Source organism: Curtobacterium sp. 1544 (assembly GCF_040544915.1).
GTDB lineage: Bacteria > Actinomycetota > Actinomycetes > Actinomycetales > Microbacteriaceae > Curtobacterium > Curtobacterium pusillum_C.
Genome location: NZ_JBEPKX010000039.1, coordinates 1 through 17,271, shown reverse-complemented (window position 1 = coordinate 17,271; position 17,271 = coordinate 1). Strand labels below are relative to the sequence as shown.

14 protein-coding genes are annotated in these 17,271 nt (G+C 71.2%); 1 reads left to right on the top strand and 13 read right to left on the bottom strand.

Going from position 1 to position 17,271, the window contains the following annotated elements; all coding sequences use genetic code 11:
* Window positions 1–4: 4 nt before the first annotated feature.
* The 13 genes from ABIC61_RS17250 to ABIC61_RS17190 form a co-directional block, all read right to left on the bottom strand.
* Window positions 5–1,276 carry a cell division protein FtsQ/DivIB gene (locus ABIC61_RS17250; RefSeq protein ID WP_354030902.1) on the bottom strand — a complete coding sequence of 424 codons (1,272 nt, stop codon included), beginning with the start codon at window positions 1,274–1,276 and terminating at the stop codon, window positions 5–7.
* Entirely contained in the window at window positions 1,273–2,697 is a 1,425-nt protein-coding gene (gene murC / locus ABIC61_RS17245; protein WP_354030901.1) for a UDP-N-acetylmuramate--L-alanine ligase, read from the bottom strand. The genes ABIC61_RS17250 and murC overlap by 4 nt, the downstream gene beginning before the upstream one ends.
* A complete protein-coding gene (gene murG / locus ABIC61_RS17240) occupies window positions 2,694–3,833 on the bottom strand; it encodes an undecaprenyldiphospho-muramoylpentapeptide beta-N-acetylglucosaminyltransferase (RefSeq protein ID WP_354030900.1) in 1,140 nt (379 codons plus the stop codon). Before murG ends, murC begins: the two co-directional genes overlap by 4 nt.
* A complete protein-coding gene (gene ftsW / locus ABIC61_RS17235; RefSeq protein WP_354030899.1) occupies window positions 3,830–5,134 on the bottom strand; it encodes a putative lipid II flippase FtsW in 1,305 nt (434 codons plus the stop codon). The genes murG and ftsW overlap by 4 nt, the downstream gene beginning before the upstream one ends.
* On the bottom strand, window positions 5,103–6,629 hold the full coding sequence (gene murD / locus ABIC61_RS17230; protein ID WP_354030898.1) for a UDP-N-acetylmuramoyl-L-alanine--D-glutamate ligase: 1,527 nt from the start codon (window positions 6,627–6,629) through the stop codon (window positions 5,103–5,105). The genes ftsW and murD overlap by 32 nt, the downstream gene beginning before the upstream one ends.
* Complete coding sequence (mraY, locus tag ABIC61_RS17225; RefSeq protein WP_354030897.1) at window positions 6,622–7,725, bottom strand: phospho-N-acetylmuramoyl-pentapeptide-transferase; 1,104 nt, start codon at window positions 7,723–7,725, stop codon at window positions 6,622–6,624. The genes murD and mraY overlap by 8 nt, the downstream gene beginning before the upstream one ends.
* The gene (locus ABIC61_RS17220) at window positions 7,722–9,197 is read right to left on the bottom strand and encodes a UDP-N-acetylmuramoyl-tripeptide--D-alanyl-D-alanine ligase (protein WP_354030896.1); all 1,476 of its coding nucleotides are present in this window, start codon (window positions 9,195–9,197) and stop codon (window positions 7,722–7,724) included. Before ABIC61_RS17220 ends, mraY begins: the two co-directional genes overlap by 4 nt.
* A complete protein-coding gene (locus tag ABIC61_RS17215; protein ID WP_144750428.1) occupies window positions 9,194–10,846 on the bottom strand; it encodes a Mur ligase family protein in 1,653 nt (550 codons plus the stop codon). Before ABIC61_RS17215 ends, ABIC61_RS17220 begins: the two co-directional genes overlap by 4 nt.
* Before the next feature lie 14 nt (window positions 10,847–10,860).
* Window positions 10,861–12,630 carry a peptidoglycan D,D-transpeptidase FtsI family protein gene (locus tag ABIC61_RS17210; protein WP_354030895.1) on the bottom strand — a complete coding sequence of 590 codons (1,770 nt, stop codon included), beginning with the start codon at window positions 12,628–12,630 and terminating at the stop codon, window positions 10,861–10,863.
* 50 nt (window positions 12,631–12,680) lie between these two features.
* Window positions 12,681–13,379, bottom strand: coding sequence for a cell division protein FtsL (gene ftsL / locus ABIC61_RS17205; RefSeq protein ID WP_354030894.1), 699 nt, complete (start codon window positions 13,377–13,379; stop codon window positions 12,681–12,683).
* A gap of 1 nt (window position 13,380) precedes the next feature.
* The gene (rsmH, locus tag ABIC61_RS17200; protein ID WP_354030893.1) at window positions 13,381–14,355 is read right to left on the bottom strand and encodes a 16S rRNA (cytosine(1402)-N(4))-methyltransferase RsmH; all 975 of its coding nucleotides are present in this window, start codon (window positions 14,353–14,355) and stop codon (window positions 13,381–13,383) included.
* 106 nt (window positions 14,356–14,461) lie between these two features.
* Window positions 14,462–14,893 carry a division/cell wall cluster transcriptional repressor MraZ gene (gene mraZ, locus ABIC61_RS17195; RefSeq protein ID WP_022906684.1) on the bottom strand — a complete coding sequence of 144 codons (432 nt, stop codon included), beginning with the start codon at window positions 14,891–14,893 and terminating at the stop codon, window positions 14,462–14,464.
* Between the two features lie 645 nt (window positions 14,894–15,538).
* Window positions 15,539–15,931 carry an SCO2097 family morphological protein gene (locus ABIC61_RS17190; RefSeq protein WP_354030892.1) on the bottom strand — a complete coding sequence of 131 codons (393 nt, stop codon included), beginning with the start codon at window positions 15,929–15,931 and terminating at the stop codon, window positions 15,539–15,541.
* An 83-nt stretch (window positions 15,932–16,014) separates the two neighbouring features.
* Here ABIC61_RS17190 and ABIC61_RS17185 point away from each other — a divergent pair, with 83 nt between their 5' ends.
* The gene (locus tag ABIC61_RS17185; protein ID WP_354030891.1) at window positions 16,015–17,133 is read left to right on the top strand and encodes a polyprenyl synthetase family protein; all 1,119 of its coding nucleotides are present in this window, start codon (window positions 16,015–16,017) and stop codon (window positions 17,131–17,133) included.
* Window positions 17,134–17,271: the final 138 nt, after the last annotated feature.

Sequence of the window (17,271 nt, the reverse complement as noted above, 5' to 3'; positions counted from 1 at the left end):
TCCGCTACTTCTTCGCGCGGATGACGCCGTTGTCGGGAGCGCTGACGTCGTACTCGACGACGACACCGGGGTTCCTGGCCGCGTGGTCCTTGACGAGGGCCGCGAGCAGGGCCGCCTTGGCGTCCGACTGCTCCGGGTTGCCCCAGACCACGCTCGACCCGTCCTTCAGGGTGAGTGTCACGTCGTCGGCAGTCGACGCCTTCACGCTCGTCACCTGCTGGCGCACCGTCGACGGGAGCGCGAGCACGACCTCGGTCATGGTGCGGAACACCGACGAGCCGAGCTTCGCGCTGCCGATGTCGGCGACGGGCATGTTCGCGGGCTGCGTGGGCGAGGACTGCACGACGATGCCGGCCGGGTCCACCAGGTCGAAGGACTTCCCCGACTGCACGGCCACGACCGGGGTGCGCTCGGTCACGGTCACCACGAGGGTGTGCGGCGGCGCCTCCTCGGTCACGTAGCTCTCGATCAGGGGGAAGCCGGCGATGTCCTTCTTGATGGCGTCGAAGTCGAGCCGGGCGAGCGGGGTGCCGATCTGGTCGGAGAGGGCGTGCCGGAGCTGGGTCTCGTCGACGCGGTTCGTGCCCTTGATCTCGATCGTCTGCAGGGCCATCAGCGGCGAGAACACCGCGACGAGGATCGACACGCCGAACACCAGGACGATGCTCGCGGCGGTGATCCAGGCGGCGCGGCGGTGCCGGCTGCGACGCGTGAAGCGGCGGACCTCGGCGCGTTCGAGCAGGCGACGGCGGCGCTTGGCGACCCGGGCCTCTCGGGCGGTCTCGGCGGCCCGGACACCGGCGCCGATCGGGGTCTCGTGGTCGTCGGTGGTCGCGTCGCGGCGCTCGTCCGCGAGCAGGTCCGCCACGGTTGCGCCCGCCTGCGGACGTCGCGCCCCGTCACTGTCGGGCGCGACGTCCGCCGCGGGGCGCGACTCGGGGTGGTCCTCGTCGGGCGTGTACTCGCGCAGCCGGTCCTTGACCGTCGAGAACCCGGCGCCGATTCCGGCACCGAGGCGGCGACCGGCGGCGCCGGCGAACGCGCCCGCTCGGTCGCGGGTCGACGTGCCGGACTCCTCCGGGGCAGTGGACGCGACCGCTTCGTCGACCGTGTCCTGCCGGGCGGGGTCGGGCTGCGCCTCCCGGACGTCCTGCCGTGCGTCCCGGGACGGACGCCGCGGGATCAGCGGGGCACGGCGCTGCCGGGGCGCCTGGGCGTCACCGGCAGGTGCGTCCGGCTGCTCCGGACGCTCGTCGAACCCCTCCGGACGCTTCACCGGGACAGCGCGCTCTCGTCGTGCTGCAGGGCGCCGATGACCTGGGGGATGATCCGGTACACGTCGCCGCAGCTCAGCGTCATGATGATGTCGCCCTCGCGCGCCACGGCGGCGGCACGGGCGGCGGCCTCGTCCCAGTCGGGCAGGAACTCCACGCGGGACTGGTCCGCGAATCGCTCCTGCACGAGAGCGCCGGTCACACCGGGCTCCGGGTCCTCGCGGGCGCCGTAGACGTCGAGCACGACGGTGTGGTCCGCGAGCTCTTCGTAGACCTTCGCGAAGTCCCCGGCCATCAGGCGCGTGCGGGAGTACAGGTGCGGCTGGTGGATCGCGATGATCCGGCCGTCGCCGACGACGTTGCGGGCGGCCTTGAGCGCCGCGGCGACCTCGGTCGGGTGGTGGGCGTAGTCGTCGTAGACGGACACGCCGCGCTCGACGCCGTGCAGTTCGAAGCGGCGCTGGGTACCGCCGAAGGACTCGATGCCGCGGATCGCGTCCGCCGGGGTGACGCCGAGACCGGTCAGCACCGCGAACGCGCCGACGGCGTTGATCGCGTTGTGGCGTCCGGGGACGCGGAGGGTCAGGTGGTACGCCTCGCCGCCCGCGCGGAAGTCGACCTCGACGCCGGCGGACTCGGTGACGCCCTCGATCCGGACGTCCGCGTCGGCGGCCTCGCCGAAGGTGACGACCTCGGGGGCGTCCTCCCGCTGGCGGACACCGGCGGTGACGGCCTTCGCGCCCGCGTCGTCGCTCGAGATGACGACCCGCTCGGAGGCCTTCGCGGCGAACTCGACGAACGCCTCGGTGAAGGCCTCCTCGCTGCCGTAGTGGTCGAGGTGGTCGGCGTCGACGTTCGTGACGAGCGCGACCGCGACGTCGTAGAGCAGGAACGAGCCGTCGGACTCGTCGGCCTCGACGACGAACAGGTCGCTCGACCCCGGTGCCGAGCTCGTGCCGAGCGACTGGATGACCCCGCCGTTGACGAAGCTCGGGTCGAGGCCGAGTTCGACCAGGGCGGTGACGATCATGCCGGTCGAGGTGGTCTTGCCGTGAGCGCCCGCGACCGCGACCAGGCGGTGCTCGGCGATCAGCGCGGCGAGGGCCTGCGAGCGGTGCAGGACGGGGATGCCGCGGCGCTGTGCCTCGAGGAGTTCGGGGTTGTCCGGCCAGAGCGCGCTCGTGACGACGAGGGTGTCCGCGTCGCCGACGTTCGCGGCGTCGTGGCCGATGTGCACCTCGGCGCCGAGGTCGCGCATCGTGCCGGTGGTGGCGGTCTCGCGGGAGTCGCTGCCCGTCACGCGGTGGCCGGCGGCGAGGAACAGCCGGGCGATGCCACTCATGCCGGAGCCGCCGATGCCGACGAAGTGCACCGTGCCGAGGTCGTCCGGGATCGGCTGCGTCAGGTCCGGCTTGATGGTCATCGTTCCTCCGTGGTGCTGTCGTCCTGCGCGGTTGGCGCGTCCTGCGAGTCCTTCGCGCCCCGTGCGCGCTTCGCCGCGTCGAGGACGAGGTCGGTCATCCGGTCGGCGCCGTCGCGGTGCCCGACGCTGCCGGCGCGCACCGTCATGTCCGCGATCCGGGCCCGGTCCTGCAGGATGTTCAGGAGCTGGAACGTCACCCAGTCCTCGTCGAATTCCGCGTCGGCGACCAGGACCGCTCCCCCGGCGTCGACGACGTCCTTCGCGTTGTGGCGCTGCTCGCCGTTGCCGACAGGGTACGGCACCAGGACGCTCGGCAGCCCGACGGCGGTGAGCTCGCACACCATGCCGGCTCCCGCACGGGAGACCACGAAGTCGCTCGCCGCGTACGCCAGGTCCATCCGGTCGCAGTACGGCAGCACGTGGTAGCCGTCGAGGTCGCTCGGGCCGATGTCCGAGTTGCCGCCGACGACGTGCAGGACCTGCCAGCCCGCGCCGACGATCGTCGCCGCCGCCTTGTTCACCGTGCGGTTGATGCTCCGCGCGCCCGAGGACCCGCCGGTGACGAGCAGGACCGGACGGTCGGCGTCCAGCCCGAACTCGGCGAGGCCCTCGGCGCGGCTGGCACGGCGGTCGAGCGACTCGATCTCGCGGCGGAGCGGCATGCCGACGAGCCGGCCGTGCCGGAGCCGGGTGTTCGAGAAGGTCAGGCCGACGTGCTCGGTGAGGAAGGCCGCCAGGCGGTTCGCCAGGCCGGGCTTCGCGTTCTGCTCGTGCACGACGATCGGGGTGCCCGTGCGCCTGGCCGCGATGTAGGCCGGGGCGGCCGCGTAGCCACCGACGCCGAGGACGACCTCGACGTCGTGCTCGCGGATGATCTGCTCGGTGCGCTTGACCGCGCCCCAGAACCGCTGCGGGAAGCGGAGCGCGGCTGCGTTCGGCTTGCGCGGGAACGGCAGGCGCGGGATGGTCAGCAGCTCGTAGCCGCGCATCGGGACGAGCCGGGACTCGAGCCCCTCCGCGGTGCCGAGGACGATGACCTCGGCGTCCGCTTCGCGCTCGGTCAACCGGTCGGCGACCGCGAGCAGCGGGTTGACGTGGCCGGCGGTGCCGCCGCCGGCGAAGAGGTACTTGCTCACCGGAGTGTTCCGTTCAGGGTGCTGCGGCCGGTCGGGCCGTCGAGGGGGTCACGGCCGGTCGGGCCGTTCTTGCCGGGGAGGTCGCGCGCGAACGACAGCACGACGCCGATGGCGACGAGCGTCATGATCAGCGCCGACCCACCGGCCGAGATGAGTGGGAGGGGCACTCCGAGGACGGGCAGCAGGCCGAGGACCACGGCGATGTTCACGAGCGCCTGGCCGATGATCCAGGCGAGGATGCCGCCCGTGACGGTCTTCACGAACGGGTCCTTCGACTGCCGGATGACCTTGATCATGCTCACGGCGAGCACCACGAAGAGCGCGAGGACGACGACGGCGCCGATGAGCCCGAGTTCCTCGCCGATGATCGCGAAGATGTAGTCGTTGTCCGCCTCGGGCAGCCAGGACCACTTCGCCTTCGAGTTGCCGAGCCCGACGCCGAACACGCCGCCGGACGCGAGCGCCCACATGCCGTGCACGGGCTGCCAGCACAGGTCGGCGTACTGGTTCGAGTCCGTGCAGCCGGAGAGCCAGGCGCTGATGCGGACCTGGCGGGACGCCGACGCCATCGTGACGAACGGCAGCAGCACGGCCATCGCGACCACGCCGACGAGCAGGTGCTTCGCCCGGGCCCCGCCGACGTAGAGCGCGCCGAGCACGAGGATGAGCATGATCATCGCCGTGCCCTGGTCGCCACCGAGGATCACCAGCCCGAGGGACAGGAGCGAGGCGATCCCGACCGGGATGAAGACCTCTTTCCAGTCGTCGAGCTTGTCCCGCTTGACGTACATGATCGCGCCGATGCCGAGCACCAGCCCGAGCTTGACGACCTCGGACGGCTGCGCGGTGAACGAACCGATGCCGATCCAGTTCCGGTTGCCCTGCACGTCGATGCCGAGCGGCGTGTACACGAGCAGCTGGAGTGCGAGGGCCGCGCCGAGCAGCCGCATCGCCCACTTCCGCCAGAGCCGCGCGGGCACCCGGCTGACGATGAGCATGAGGGGCACGCCGAGGACGGCGTACAGGCCCTGACGGGACGCCGCGCCGAAGAAGTCGTGCGTCGCGGCGTACTGCTCGACGCTCGACGACGACAGCACCATGACGACGCCGAACACGACGAGGAAGAGCGTCACGCCGAGGATCGTGTAGAAGGTGCTCGACTCGGCGACGAAGACGTTCTTGACGGCGACGACGGCGCGGCCCGTGGTGCGGGTGGGCGCGGCACCCGTGCCCGTGCCCGACGCCGTCCGAGCGCCCCGGTCGTGGCCGTTACGCCCCTGCGGAAGATCCGTCGTCGCCATCGGCGTTGCCTCCCAGGTGCTCGTGGACCGCGGCCGCGAAGCGCTCGCCCCGGTCCGCGTAGGAGCCGAACTGGTCGAACGACGCCGCGGCGGGGGCGAGGAGGACCGTGTCGCCCGGCCTCGCGACCGATGCGGCATGCCGGACCGCCTCGGGCATGACCTGATCAGTGTCCGCTGCTTCGACCTGCAGGACGGGCACCCCGGGCGCGTGTCGCGCGAATGCCTCGAGCACGGGGCCGCGGTCGGTGCCGATCACCACGACGGCACGGACGTCCGGCCCGAACCGCGCGACGAGCCCGTCGACGTCGACGCCCTTGAACAGGCCCCCGACGATCCAGACGACCGTGTCGAAGGACGCGAGCGACGCGGTGGCCGCGTGCGGGTTCGTCGCCTTCGAGTCGTCGACCCAGGCGATGCCCTCGGCGGTGGCGACGAGCTCGGTGCGGTGGTGGTCCGCGCGGAAGCCCTGCACGGCCGACCGGATCGCGCTCGGCTGCACGGCGGCGGAACGGGCGAGCGCTGCGGCGGCGAGGACGTTCATCGTCATGTGCGGGCTGGCGAGACCGGCCTGCTCGAGGTCGGCGACGGTCGCGAGCTCGAGCGCGCTGCTCTGCCGGTTCTCGGCGAAGGCTCGGTCGCACAGGACGTCCTCGACGACCCCGACGTCACCGGGCGCCGGGATGCCCGGGCCGAAGCCCACCGCACGGCAGCCCTCGACGACGTCGGCTTCCTCGACCATGTGCCGGGTGACCTCGTCGGTCGTGTTGTAGACGCACGCCATCACGGTGCGCTCGTAGACCTTGGCCTTCGCGGCGCGGTAGGCCTCGGCGGAGCCGTGCCACTCGAGGTGGTCGTCGGCGATGTTCAGGCACGCACTGGCGAGGGGCACCACGGCGCCGTCGCCGGACGTCGGCATGTAGTGCAGCTGGTGGCTCGAGAGTTCCACGACGAGGACGTCGAAGCCGTCCGGGTCGCGGACGACGTCGAGCACGGGCACGCCGATGTTGCCGCAGGACACCGCTCGGAGTCCCCCGGCCTCGAACATCGCCGTGGTGAGCTGCGTCGTGGTCGTCTTGCCGTTCGTGCCGGTGATCGTCACCCACGGGGCGGCGACCGGGCCGCGGACGACCTTGTCGCGCACGCGCCAGGCGAGCTCGATGTCACCCCAGACGGTGCTGTTCGCGACGGACCACTGCACGGTGGCGTTGTGCGGCGGTAGGCCGGGCGACACGACGACGACGTCCGGCGCCTGCGTCTCGAGCGCGTCGGGCACGGAGTCCAGCGGCGTCTGCACGAACTGCGCACCGATCACGTCGAGCAGCTCGACGCTGTCCGACGGGGCGTCGGTGGAGTAGACCGTCACCGCGCTGCCGAGCTCCACGAGGGTGTCGGCGACCGAGAACCCGGTGGCGCCGAGGCCGAGGACCGCGACGTTCAGGCCCTTCCAGCCCTCGGCGTACCAGCTGTCGAGACCTTCCAGGCGGGCGTCAACCAACTCGTGCGATCCATTCCAGGTAGAAGAGTCCGACCCCCGCGGCGACGCAGAGTCCCGCGATGATCCAGAACCGGACGACGACCGTCACCTCAGCCCACCCCTTCAGTTCGAAGTGGTGGTGCAGCGGACTCATCCGGAAGATCCGCTTGCCGTGGGTGATCTTGAAGTACGCCCGCTGCAGGATGACCGAGCCGGTGACGATGAAGAACAGGCCGCCGATGAGGACGAGCAGGAGCTCGGTGCGGCTGAGGATCGCCAGGCCGGCGAGGGCACCGCCGAGGCCGAGCGAGCCGGTGTCGCCGAGGAAGATCTGCGCCGGTGAGGTGTTGTACCAGAGGAAGCCGATCAGGCCACCGCAGACCGCCGCCGCGACGACCGCGAGGTCGAGCGGGTTCGTCACCGTGTAGCAGGCGTGCTCGGTGCTGGCGTCGAGACGCGCGCCGCCGCAGATCTGGTTCGACTGCCAAAACCCGATGATCACGTACGACCCGATCGCCAGGATGCTCGACCCGGTGGCGAGGCCGTCGAGGCCGTCCGCCACGTTGACGCCGTTCGACGTCGAGACCGTCAGCAGGACGATCCAGGCCAGGAACAGGACGGTGCCGATCACGGTGCCGAGCGCCATGAAGTCGAGCCACGGGATGTCCCGGATCGCCGACACCATGGTCGACGCCGGCGGCTTGCCGTTCGCGGTCGGGACGACGAGCGCCACGGTCGCGAAGATCACGCCGACGATCACCTGCCCGAGGACCTTCGCCCAGCCGCCGAGCCCGAGGCTCCGCTGGCGCCGGACCTTGAGGAAGTCGTCGATGAAGCCGACGAACCCGAGGCCGACCATCAGGAACAGCACGAGCAGCCCGGACAGCGTGATCGAGTCACGGCCGACCAGGTGCCCGACGAAGTAGCCGAGCACCGCACCGATGATGAGGACGATGCCGCCCATCGTCGCCGTGCCGCGCTTCGTGTGGTGCGACTGCGGGCCGTCGTCGCGGATGAACTGTCCCCAGCCGAGGCGGTGGAACAGCTTGATGAACAGCGGCGTGAGCAGCAGTGTGAACACCAGCGACACGGCGCCGGCGATCAGGAGGGCGATCATTCGGTGACACCTCCGAGGCGGTCGCCGAGGAATCGCAGTTCGGCGGACTTCGAGGACTTGACGAGGACCACGTCGCCGGGGCGGAGCATGTCCTGCACGGAGCGGACGGCGTCGTCGACGTCCTCGATGAACACGGACTCGCCGTCCCACGATCCCTCGAGGGTGGCGGCCTGGTGGATCGGCAGGGCGGCGCGGCCGACGACCACGAGCTGCCCGATGCCGAGACGGACGACGAGCCGGCCGATGCGGTCGTGCTCCTCCGTCGAGAACTCCCCGAGCTCGGCCATCTCGCCGAGCACGGCGACGGTCCGCTCCCCCGGGCGCACGATCTGCGCGAGGGTGCGCAGTGCCGCCGCGGTGGAGTCGGGGGACGCGTTGTACGCGTCGTTGATGATCGTGACGCCCTCCGGGCCGCCCTGGAGGAGCTCCATGCGCCAGCGCTCGGCGCGCGTCATCGACGCGAGCGCCGCTGCGCCGGTGGCGAGGGGGACGCCCCACAGGTGGGCCACCGTGAGCGCGGCGGACGCGTTCACGGCGTGGTGCTCACCCAGGATCGCGAGGCGGACGTCGACGGTCTCGGGAAGGTGATCCGTGCCTCCAGACCGGGTCGCGTCCGTCGGACGGTCGCCTTCCTGGCTGACGGGAGGCGCGGTGAGGGTGAAGCGGGTGCCGCTGCGGTCCGTCTCGATGCCGGTGATGCGGTAGTCGGCGTCCGCCGACGTGCCGAAGCCGACCACCCGGGCGGCCGTCAGGTCGCGCATCGACGCGACGCGGTCGTCGTCCACGTTCAGGAGCGCCGTCGCGGTGGCCGGCAGGTCGGTGACCATCTCCGACTTCGCGCGCTGCGTCGCCTCGATGCCACCGAACTCGCCGGCGTGCGCGAGGCCCACCTTGAGGACGACCCCGGTGTCGGGCTCGGCGATCGAGACGAGCTTGGCGATGTGGCCGACGCCGCTCGCACCCATCTCGACGACCAGGTAGCGGGTGTCGTGCGTGATCCGCAGCATCGAGATCGGCGCGCCGACGTGGTTGTTGAACGACCCCTGGGGCGCGACGGTCTCGCCGTGCTGCTCGAGGATCGTGCGGAGCATGTTCTTGGTGCTCGTCTTGCCGTTCGAGCCGGTGATCCCGACGACCTTGAGTGCTCCGCCGGCGCGGACACGGGAGACGACCTCGTGCGCGAGCGCGGCGAGGGCCTCGTAGCCGTCGCCGACGACGATCTGGGCGGTCCGTGCGTCGTCCGGCAGGTCGACGGCGCGTTCGGTGATCACGAGCGCGGCGCCCGCCTGCACGGCGTTCGGCACGAAGCGGTGTCCGTCGGTCTCCTCGCCGAGCAGCGCGAAGAACACGCTGCCCTCGCTGACGAGACGCGAGTCGGTCTCCACCGAGCCGTCCACGACGCGCTCCGGCGCGCCGCTGAGGAGCTCGCCGCCGATCGCGGTCGCGATCTCGGCGAGGGTCAGGGCGATCATCGGGTGCCTTCGGTGCGGGTGTGGTCGGCCGGACCGGAGTTCGGCTCCCAACCGGCCTCGCGCAGGGCCTGGCGGGCCTCGTCGCGTGCCGAGTAGGGCGTGCGGACACCCTGGATGTCGCGGTAGTCCTGGTGGCCGGGGCCGGCCCAGAGGATCGAGTCGCCCTCGCCGAGCAGGCCGACGGCCGTGCGGATCGCGGCCTCGGGCGGGCTGACCTCGTGGATCTCGTGCTCCGGGAACGCGGCGCGTGCGGCGTCGACCAGGGTCTTCCGGATGGACGCGGCGTCCTCGAAGCGGGGGTGGTGGTCCGTGACGACGAGGATGTCGGATCCGGCTGCGGCGATGCGGGCCATGTCGGCACGCTTCGTCTTGTCGCGGTCACCGTCGGCGCCGAACAGCATGAGCACCTTGCCGGACGTGAACTGCCGGACGGCCGCGAGGGTGTTCTCGAACGCGTCGGGGCTGTGCCCGAAGTCGACGTAGACGCTCGGGCCGTGGTCGCCCGAGACACGCTCGGTGCGGCCGGGCAGGTAGCACTCGATGGCACTCGTCCGCTCGTCGCGCTGCTCGCGCTCGTCCTCGTCCGGGTAGCGGCGGTGGTTCGTCTCGAGCGCGTGCGCGATGGCGCCGAGCTCGAAGCCGCCCTCGACGAGCATGACGATCGCCAGCGCGGCGTTCGCGGCCATGTGCCAGCCGATCAGGGGCACACGGGTGGTGAGCTCGCGACCCTCGGGACCGGTCAGGCGGAACTCGGTGTACGCGGCGTGGGCCTCGACGATGTCGACGTGCCACTCGGCCTCGACGTCGGGGTGGACCGTGATGGTCGTCACCGGGATGCGGGAGTCCTGCACCACGCGGTGGCCCCAGTCGGTGTCCAGCGAGACGACGCCGCGGCGGGCGTGCTCGGGCTGGAACAGCGGGAGCTTCGCCTGGTAGTACTCCTCCATGTCGGCGTAGTCGTCGAGGTGGTCGTGCGACAGGTTCGTGAACGCCGCGACGTCGAAGACGATGCCGTCCACCCGGTGACGGCTGAGGGCCTGCGCGCTCACCTCGACGGCGACCGCGCGCACCTCGCTCTCGCGCATCCGGGCGAGGAGCGCGTGCATCTCGCTGGCCTCGGGTGTGGTCAGGCGGCTCGTGACGCTGAGCGTGCCGATGTGGCGCTCCGCCGTCGAGCTGAGGCCGGTGACGAGGCCGAGCTGCTTGAGGATCCCCTCGAGGATGTACGACGTGCTCGTCTTGCCGTTCGTGCCGGTGACGGCGAACAGCTGCGGCAGGTCGGTCGCCTCGTCCGGGTGGGTGCGGTAGACCCACGCCGAGACGTCGCCCAGCGCCGCACGGGGGTCGTCGACGACGAGCACGGGCAGACCGGCGGCCTGGGCGTGCTCCACACCGGCGTCGTCGGTGAGGACGGCGACCGCGCCGCGCTCGGCGGCCTCGGCCGAGAACTCCGCGCCGTGCCGGTTCGCACCGTGCACGCCGACGAAGAGGTCACCCGGCTGCACCTCGGCGGCGCTCAGGGTGACACCGGTCGTCTCGACGGCGTCGACCGAGCCGACGACTCGCAGACCGAACGCGTTCGCGAGTTCGGCAACGGCCCTCGGGGTCGGGTGTTCGGGTCGGAGGACCGGGGGGATCCGTGCGGACAAGTGCTCCTTCTTCCTCACCACGTGGTCGGGTAGGTCTTCGCCGGCGTCGTGGAGGGGGCTACTCGGTACTTCTCGAGCACCTGGGACATGAGAGTTCGGAACGCCGGAGCCGCTCCGCTGGACCACTTGTTGGCCTGCGGCTTCGTGAACGTCACCGTGACAACATACTGGGGGTCCTCTGCGGGTGCCATTCCGGCCACCGAGGTGATGCGCTGTCCGCCGTAGCCCTTCGACCCCTCGGCGACCTCGGCGGTGCCCGTCTTCGCGGCGATGTTGTAGCCGGAGATCGGCTTCATCCCCACGAGCGTGCCGCCCGTGACCACGCTCTGCAGCATGTCGGTGACCTGGGTCGCGGCGTTCGCGGACACCACGCGCGTCGGCTGCACGTCGGGCGCGTCGATCGTCTTGCCGTCGGCCGTCTCGCAGCCCTTCACGAAGTGCAGCGGGATCCGGACACCGTCGTTGGCGATGGTCTGGAAGATGCTCGCGACCTGGACCGCGGTGGTCGAGATGCCCTGTCCGAACATCGAGTTGATGTTCGTCTGCTGGTCCCAGTTCGGGCTCGTGCCGTAGTCCATCGACGGCTGGCCCGGGTAGTCGATCGCGGACTCGGGCTGGAACAGGCCGAACTTCTTCATGTAGTCGTACCGCTGCTGGGCGGTGAGGCGCTCCCCGAGCTCGGTGATGCCGACGTTCGACGAGTTCTGCAGGATGCCCGTCAGCGTGAGGTTCTCGGTCGCGTGGAACTCGGAGTCGTGGATCGACCCGCCCCACGGGAACGACCGCGAGTACGGGACGACCGCCTGGTCGGTCGGACTCGACTTGCCCTGGTCGATGAGCGCCGCCGCGATCGCCGCCTTGATGGTCGATCCCGGTTCGTAGGACGCGGTCAGCGCCCGTGAACCGAACGCCCCCTTGTCCGTGGTGGCGTCGACGTCGTTCGGGTCCACCGTCGGGTAGTCGGCGACCGCGAGGAGCTCACCCGTCTTCACGCTCGTGACCGTCGCCGTGGCGGACTCCGCCTGCAGCGACTTCGCGGCGGACGCGATCGTCTGCTGCGCCATGTACTGCAGGTCGCTGTCGATGGTGGTCTCGAGCGTGCCGCCGTCCTTGGCTTCCTTCGTCGTCACGGTGCTGCCGGGGAGCTGGACGCCGTCCTCACCGCGCTCGTACGTCTCGGAGCCGTTCGCTCCCGCCAGGCACTGGTTGTACGCGTACTCCAGGCCGGCCTGGGCGCCGTCGGTGCCCATGAACCCGGTGATGTTGCCCGTGGTCGCGCCCGTCGGGTAGGTCCGCGCGGACTGCTGCTCCGGGTACAGCCACGGGATGCCCAGTGCCCGGACCGCCTCGTAGTGCTTCACGTCGAGGCCCTTGACCAGGTACGCGAAGTCGGACTTCGGGTTCGCCGCGATGTTCTTCTGCATCGTGGCGACGTCCCCGCCCGAGGCCTTCGCCAGGGCCTTCAGCGCCGTGTCGACGGTGACGTCCTTGACGCGGGACCCGCCGAGCTTGCCCTCGAACTTCTTCACGAGGCGCGGGGCGGTGGTGATGTTGTACCGGGTCACGCTGTCGGCGAGTTCGGTCCCGTTGCGGTCGACGATCGAACCCCGGGTGCCGTAGATGGTCACCGGGATGCTGCGCTTCGCCTTCGACTGCTCGTTCAGCTCGGCGGCCTGGACCACCTGGATGTCCACCAGGCGGACCACGAAGACCACCACGAGGGCGATCACGGCGATCATCACGACGCTGTAGCGCAGTCGTCGGTTGCGGATCGTCTTCGTCACGCGGTGCGGTCCTTCCCAGGTGGTGCGTCAGGGTGTCCCGAGCCCGCAGGTCACCGGGTGGAGGGCGCCTGGAGCTGGTTCGGGTCGGACTCTACGTCGGTGGTCGAGGAAGCCCCGCCCGACGCGCTGGCGCCTGCGGTCTTCCCAGCGTCGTCGGTCGTGTCGGCCTTCGAGTCGGTCGTCGTGCCCGTCGTGGCGCCTGCCGTCGCGTCGCTGCCCGTGGTCGAGCCGCTCTCCTTGCTCGTCGACGTGTCGCCCTGCTTGGCCGCCAGGGGGACGTCGTTCAGGAGCGAGTTCGGCACCTGGTTCGAGGTCGCTGCCGTGGCCTGGTCGGCGACCGCCGGGGTCGGCGTGCCGTACACCCGGCCGGTCTTCGGGTCGAGGTACACCGGCGTCGAGTTCGCGATCATGCCGAGGGCCTGCGCGTTGCGAGCGAGGTTCTGCGGGGAGTCGAGCACACGGAGGTCCTCGGACAGCGACTGCTGCGTGCGGGACAGGTTCGTCTGCTCGGCGCTCAGCGAGTTGAGCGTGTACGCGCCCTGGCTGAGCACCATGCTGATGCCGAGCTGTGCCAGGAGCAGGATGCCGAGCGCGGCCACCGCCACGACGGCGTAGGCGATGCGGGGGCGCGCGCGGCGCTGGGCCTTCGACGGTGTGACCTCGACGAGCTCCGGCCGGTCACGACGGGCCGGGCGCGGGGCACGGGACGGGACGACGGCGGGGTCGACGAGTGCGAGGTTCGTGCTCATGTCACTTCCGGATCCGCTCGGCCGCGCGCAGGCGCACGGGGGTTGCTCGTGGGTTGGCGGCGCGTTCGGCCTCGTCGGCCAGTTCCGCGCCCTTGACGATCAGGGAGAAGGTGGGGGCGTGCTCGGGGAGCTCGACGGGCAGGCCGGCGGGGGCGCTGGACTTCGTCCGCTCCACCAGGGCCCGCTTGACGATGCGGTCCTCGAGCGACTGGTAGGACTCGACGACGATCCGACCGCCCACCGCGATCGAGTCCAGTGCTGCCGGGATCGCCCGCTCGAGGACGCTCAGCTCCGCGTTGACCTCGATGCGCAGCGCCTGGAAGACGCGCTTGGCGGGGTGTCCCTGCCGCTGGATCGCCACCGGGGTCGCGTCGTGGAGGACCTGCACCAGGTCGCCGGACATCTCGAACGGCGCCGTGGCTCGACGCTCGACGATCGCCCGGGCGTACCGGCCCGCGAGCTTCTCCTCGCCGTAGCGCTGGAAGATGCGGCGCAGCTCGCCCTCGTCGTAGGTGGCCAGGACGTCGGCGGCGGTCTGCCCCTCGGTCCGGTCCATCCGCATGTCGAGCGGGGCGTCCTGGCTGTAGGCGAAGCCGCGCTCGGCCCGGTCGAGCTGCAGCGAGCTGACGCCGAGGTCGAACAGCACGCCGTCGACGCTCGTGAAGCCCTCGCCCTCGATCGCCTCGACGATGCCGTCGTACACGGTGTGCACCAGGCGGACACGGTCACCGAACCGGGCGAGGCGCTCCCCCGCGATGCCGAGCGCGTCGGTGTCGCGGTCGAGGCCGATGAGCGTCAGGTCCGGGAACCGCTCGAGCAGCCCCTCGGAGTGGCCACCCATGCCGAGCGTCGCGTCGACCACGACCTTGCCGGGCCCCTCGAGGGTCGGCGTGAAGAGGTCGACGATGCGCTCGAGCATCACCGGGGTGTGCGGGAACTTCGGCGTCCCGGTGTCGTTGCTGTCGTTCTCGGCCATGTGCAGCCCCTCGGCTCCTGGGCCGCGGGTCCGGATCCCCATCCATGCGACCTGACATCGGGGAAGTGATGTCAGGGCTCCACGGCTGGGAGTCCCGATCCACGGATCAGAAGATCCCCGGGATCACCTCCTCGTCGTTGTCGGCGAAGCCCTCTTCGACCTCGGCGTAGTAGGCCTCCCACGCGGGGGTCGACCAGATCTCGGCACGGTCACCGCTGCCGATGACCGTCAGGTCCCGCTCGAGCCCCGCGTACTCGCGGAGGTTCTGCGGGATGGTGACGCGGTTCTGCTTGTCGGGCTGCTCTGCGCTGGCTCCGGAGAGGAACAGGCGCATGTAGTCCCGGGTGCGCTTCGACGTCATCGGGGCGGTGCGGATGCGCTCGTGCAGTTGCTCGAACGTGTCCGCGCTGAAGACGACGACGCAGCGCTCCTGCCCGCGGGTCATCACGAGACCCCCGGACAGCTCGTCCCGGAACTTGGCGGGGAGGATCACGCGACCCTTCTCGTCGAGCTTCGGGGCATGGGTACCGAGCAGCACGTCGGGCCTCCCCTCCGCTCCACCGGACCGTTGTGTGCACCACTTTACTCCACTGCCCTCCCCTTGCCCAGGAATTCGCTCCCCGAATCGCCCCCGTGACCCGAATTGGGGTCGAGATCCGCTCGGCTGTCGAGTCCGGCCGCCCGGATTCCCGGGGAACGACGGGCCGGTGGAGCGTCGTGGAGGACGTGGAGGAAAGTGGAGGACTTTCGCAGCCTCCGCCGCCGCAAAGCGGCGCGGCGGCGCGGCGGCGCCGCCCCGAGGTCGCACGACATGCCGCACTTGGTTCGCCGAGCGGGCGGAATCCGCCGCTGGAAGGCGGCGAGCGTGACGAATCCGGCCCGCTCGCCGAGCGGGTCACGGCGCGCCTCGCCCGCTCAGCAATTCCGCTCGGGGCGGGAGGCGCGAAGCAGCGCCGAACCGCGCCGCCAGCCCGTGACTGGGCACCAACCGGCGCGAGCGGGCACGACGCGCCGCGCGCGAGTCACCGGGCGGGCGGAATCCGCCGCCGGGCGGCGGCGAGCGTGACGTATTACGCCCGCTCGACGAGAACCGACGGGCCGACGGGCCGACCAACCCACCCCCGGACACACGAAACGGGGCCGGCCCCGAAGGACCGACCCCGTGGAGGAGTGTGGAGAGCCGCTAGCTCTGGTCGTTCCGCTTGTCCCAGCGGTCGTTCATCCGGTCCATGAAGGAACCGTTGCCGCCCTGGCTGGGTCGCGATGCTCCGCCCGTCGTCGGCTTGCCGGCCCGAGGCACCTTCGCCTTGGGGGCTCGCATGCCGGGACGCAACGCGAAGAGGACACCGGCGAGCATCACGACGAAGCCGAGGATGCCGATGAGCGGCTGGCGCATGACCAACCCGACGACGACGATCGCGACGCCGGCGAGTGCTCCGAGCACCCCGAGCGTGATCGACGTGTACGTCGGACGACCCTGGCGGCGCGTGACACGCGCCACGAAGTCGGAGTCGTTCTGGTAGAGACTCCGCTCCATCTCTTCGAGGAGTCGCTGCTCTTGCTCCGAGAGTGGCATCTGTGTTCCCTCTGTTCCTGGGATCGACGCGTGGTTGAGGTGGACCGAGTCTACGACTCGACCGCTCCACTAGGGTAGGGAGTGTGGCTGAGAGTACGCGATTAGTGGACCTCGTGTCGGCGCGCATCGATCGAGCGCTGGACGACCAACGTGAACGGCTCGCCGCGATCAGTCCGGACCTCGCTCCGTTCGACGCGTACGCCCGCGACCTGCTGTCCGGCGGCAAGCGGTTCCGCGCGCTGTTCTGCTACTGGGGGTGGCAGTCGGTGGCCGGGCGGTCCGGTTCGTTCGACCCACTCGCCGAGGGGTCCCGCCAGACCACGGCCGAGGCGATCGTCACCGTCGCGGCGGCCCTCGAGATCTTCCACGCGGCAGCGCTCGTGCACGACGACATCATGGACCGCTCGGACACCCGTCGCGCGCGTCCGGCAGCGCACCGTCGGTTCGAGTCCCTGCACGAGGAATCCGGCTGGGTCGGTGACCGCGGGTTGTACGGCACGAACTCGGCGCTGCTGCTCGGCGACCTCCTGCTCTCCCTGAGCGACGCGGTGTTCGACGAGGGCCTCGCGCTCCTCGAACCCGCTCGCGGGCGGATCGTCCGGCAGGAGTTCCACACCATGCGCCTCGACGTCACCGCGGGGCAGTACCTCGACGTGCACGAGGAGACCGCCTGGCCGACGATCGACGAGGCCGAGCACCTCGTCCGGGCCCAGCGCGTCATCGTCTTCAAGTCGGCGAAGTACTCGGTCGAGGCACCCCTGCTCATCGGCGCCCTCGTGGCCGGTGCGACCGAGGCCCAGCTCGAGGGGCTCCGCGCGTTCGGCCTCCCCCTCGGCGTCGCCTACCAGCTCCGCGACGACATGCTCGGCGTCTTCGGCGACCCCGAGGTCACGGGCAAGCCCGCGGGTGACGACCTGCGCGAGGGCAAGCGCACCGTCCTCATCGCCTCGGCGCGGAAGACGCTCGCGAACGGTCCCCGCCAGCTCCTCGACGAGTTGCTCGGCGACCCTGACCTCGACGAAGCGCAGGTGCAGATGCTCCGCGCGACCCTCACCGAGTCCGGCGCGGTCGCCGCGGTCGAGCGGTCGATCGACCGCCACGTGCAGCGCGCGAAGGCCGCCATCGAGGCGGCGCCGCTGACGCCGTCGGCGCGCGAGCAGCTCGTGTCGCTGGCCGACACGGTCAGCCGTCGCGTGGCGTAGACGCAACCGGGAAACGGACTGGAGGCGGGGGGGGCCGGGGGCCCCCCCCCCCCCCGCCCCCCCGGGGGGGGGGGGGACCCCCCCCCCGGGGGGGGGGCGCCCCCCGCCCCGGCGGGCCCCGCGCCCGGGGGGGCGCGG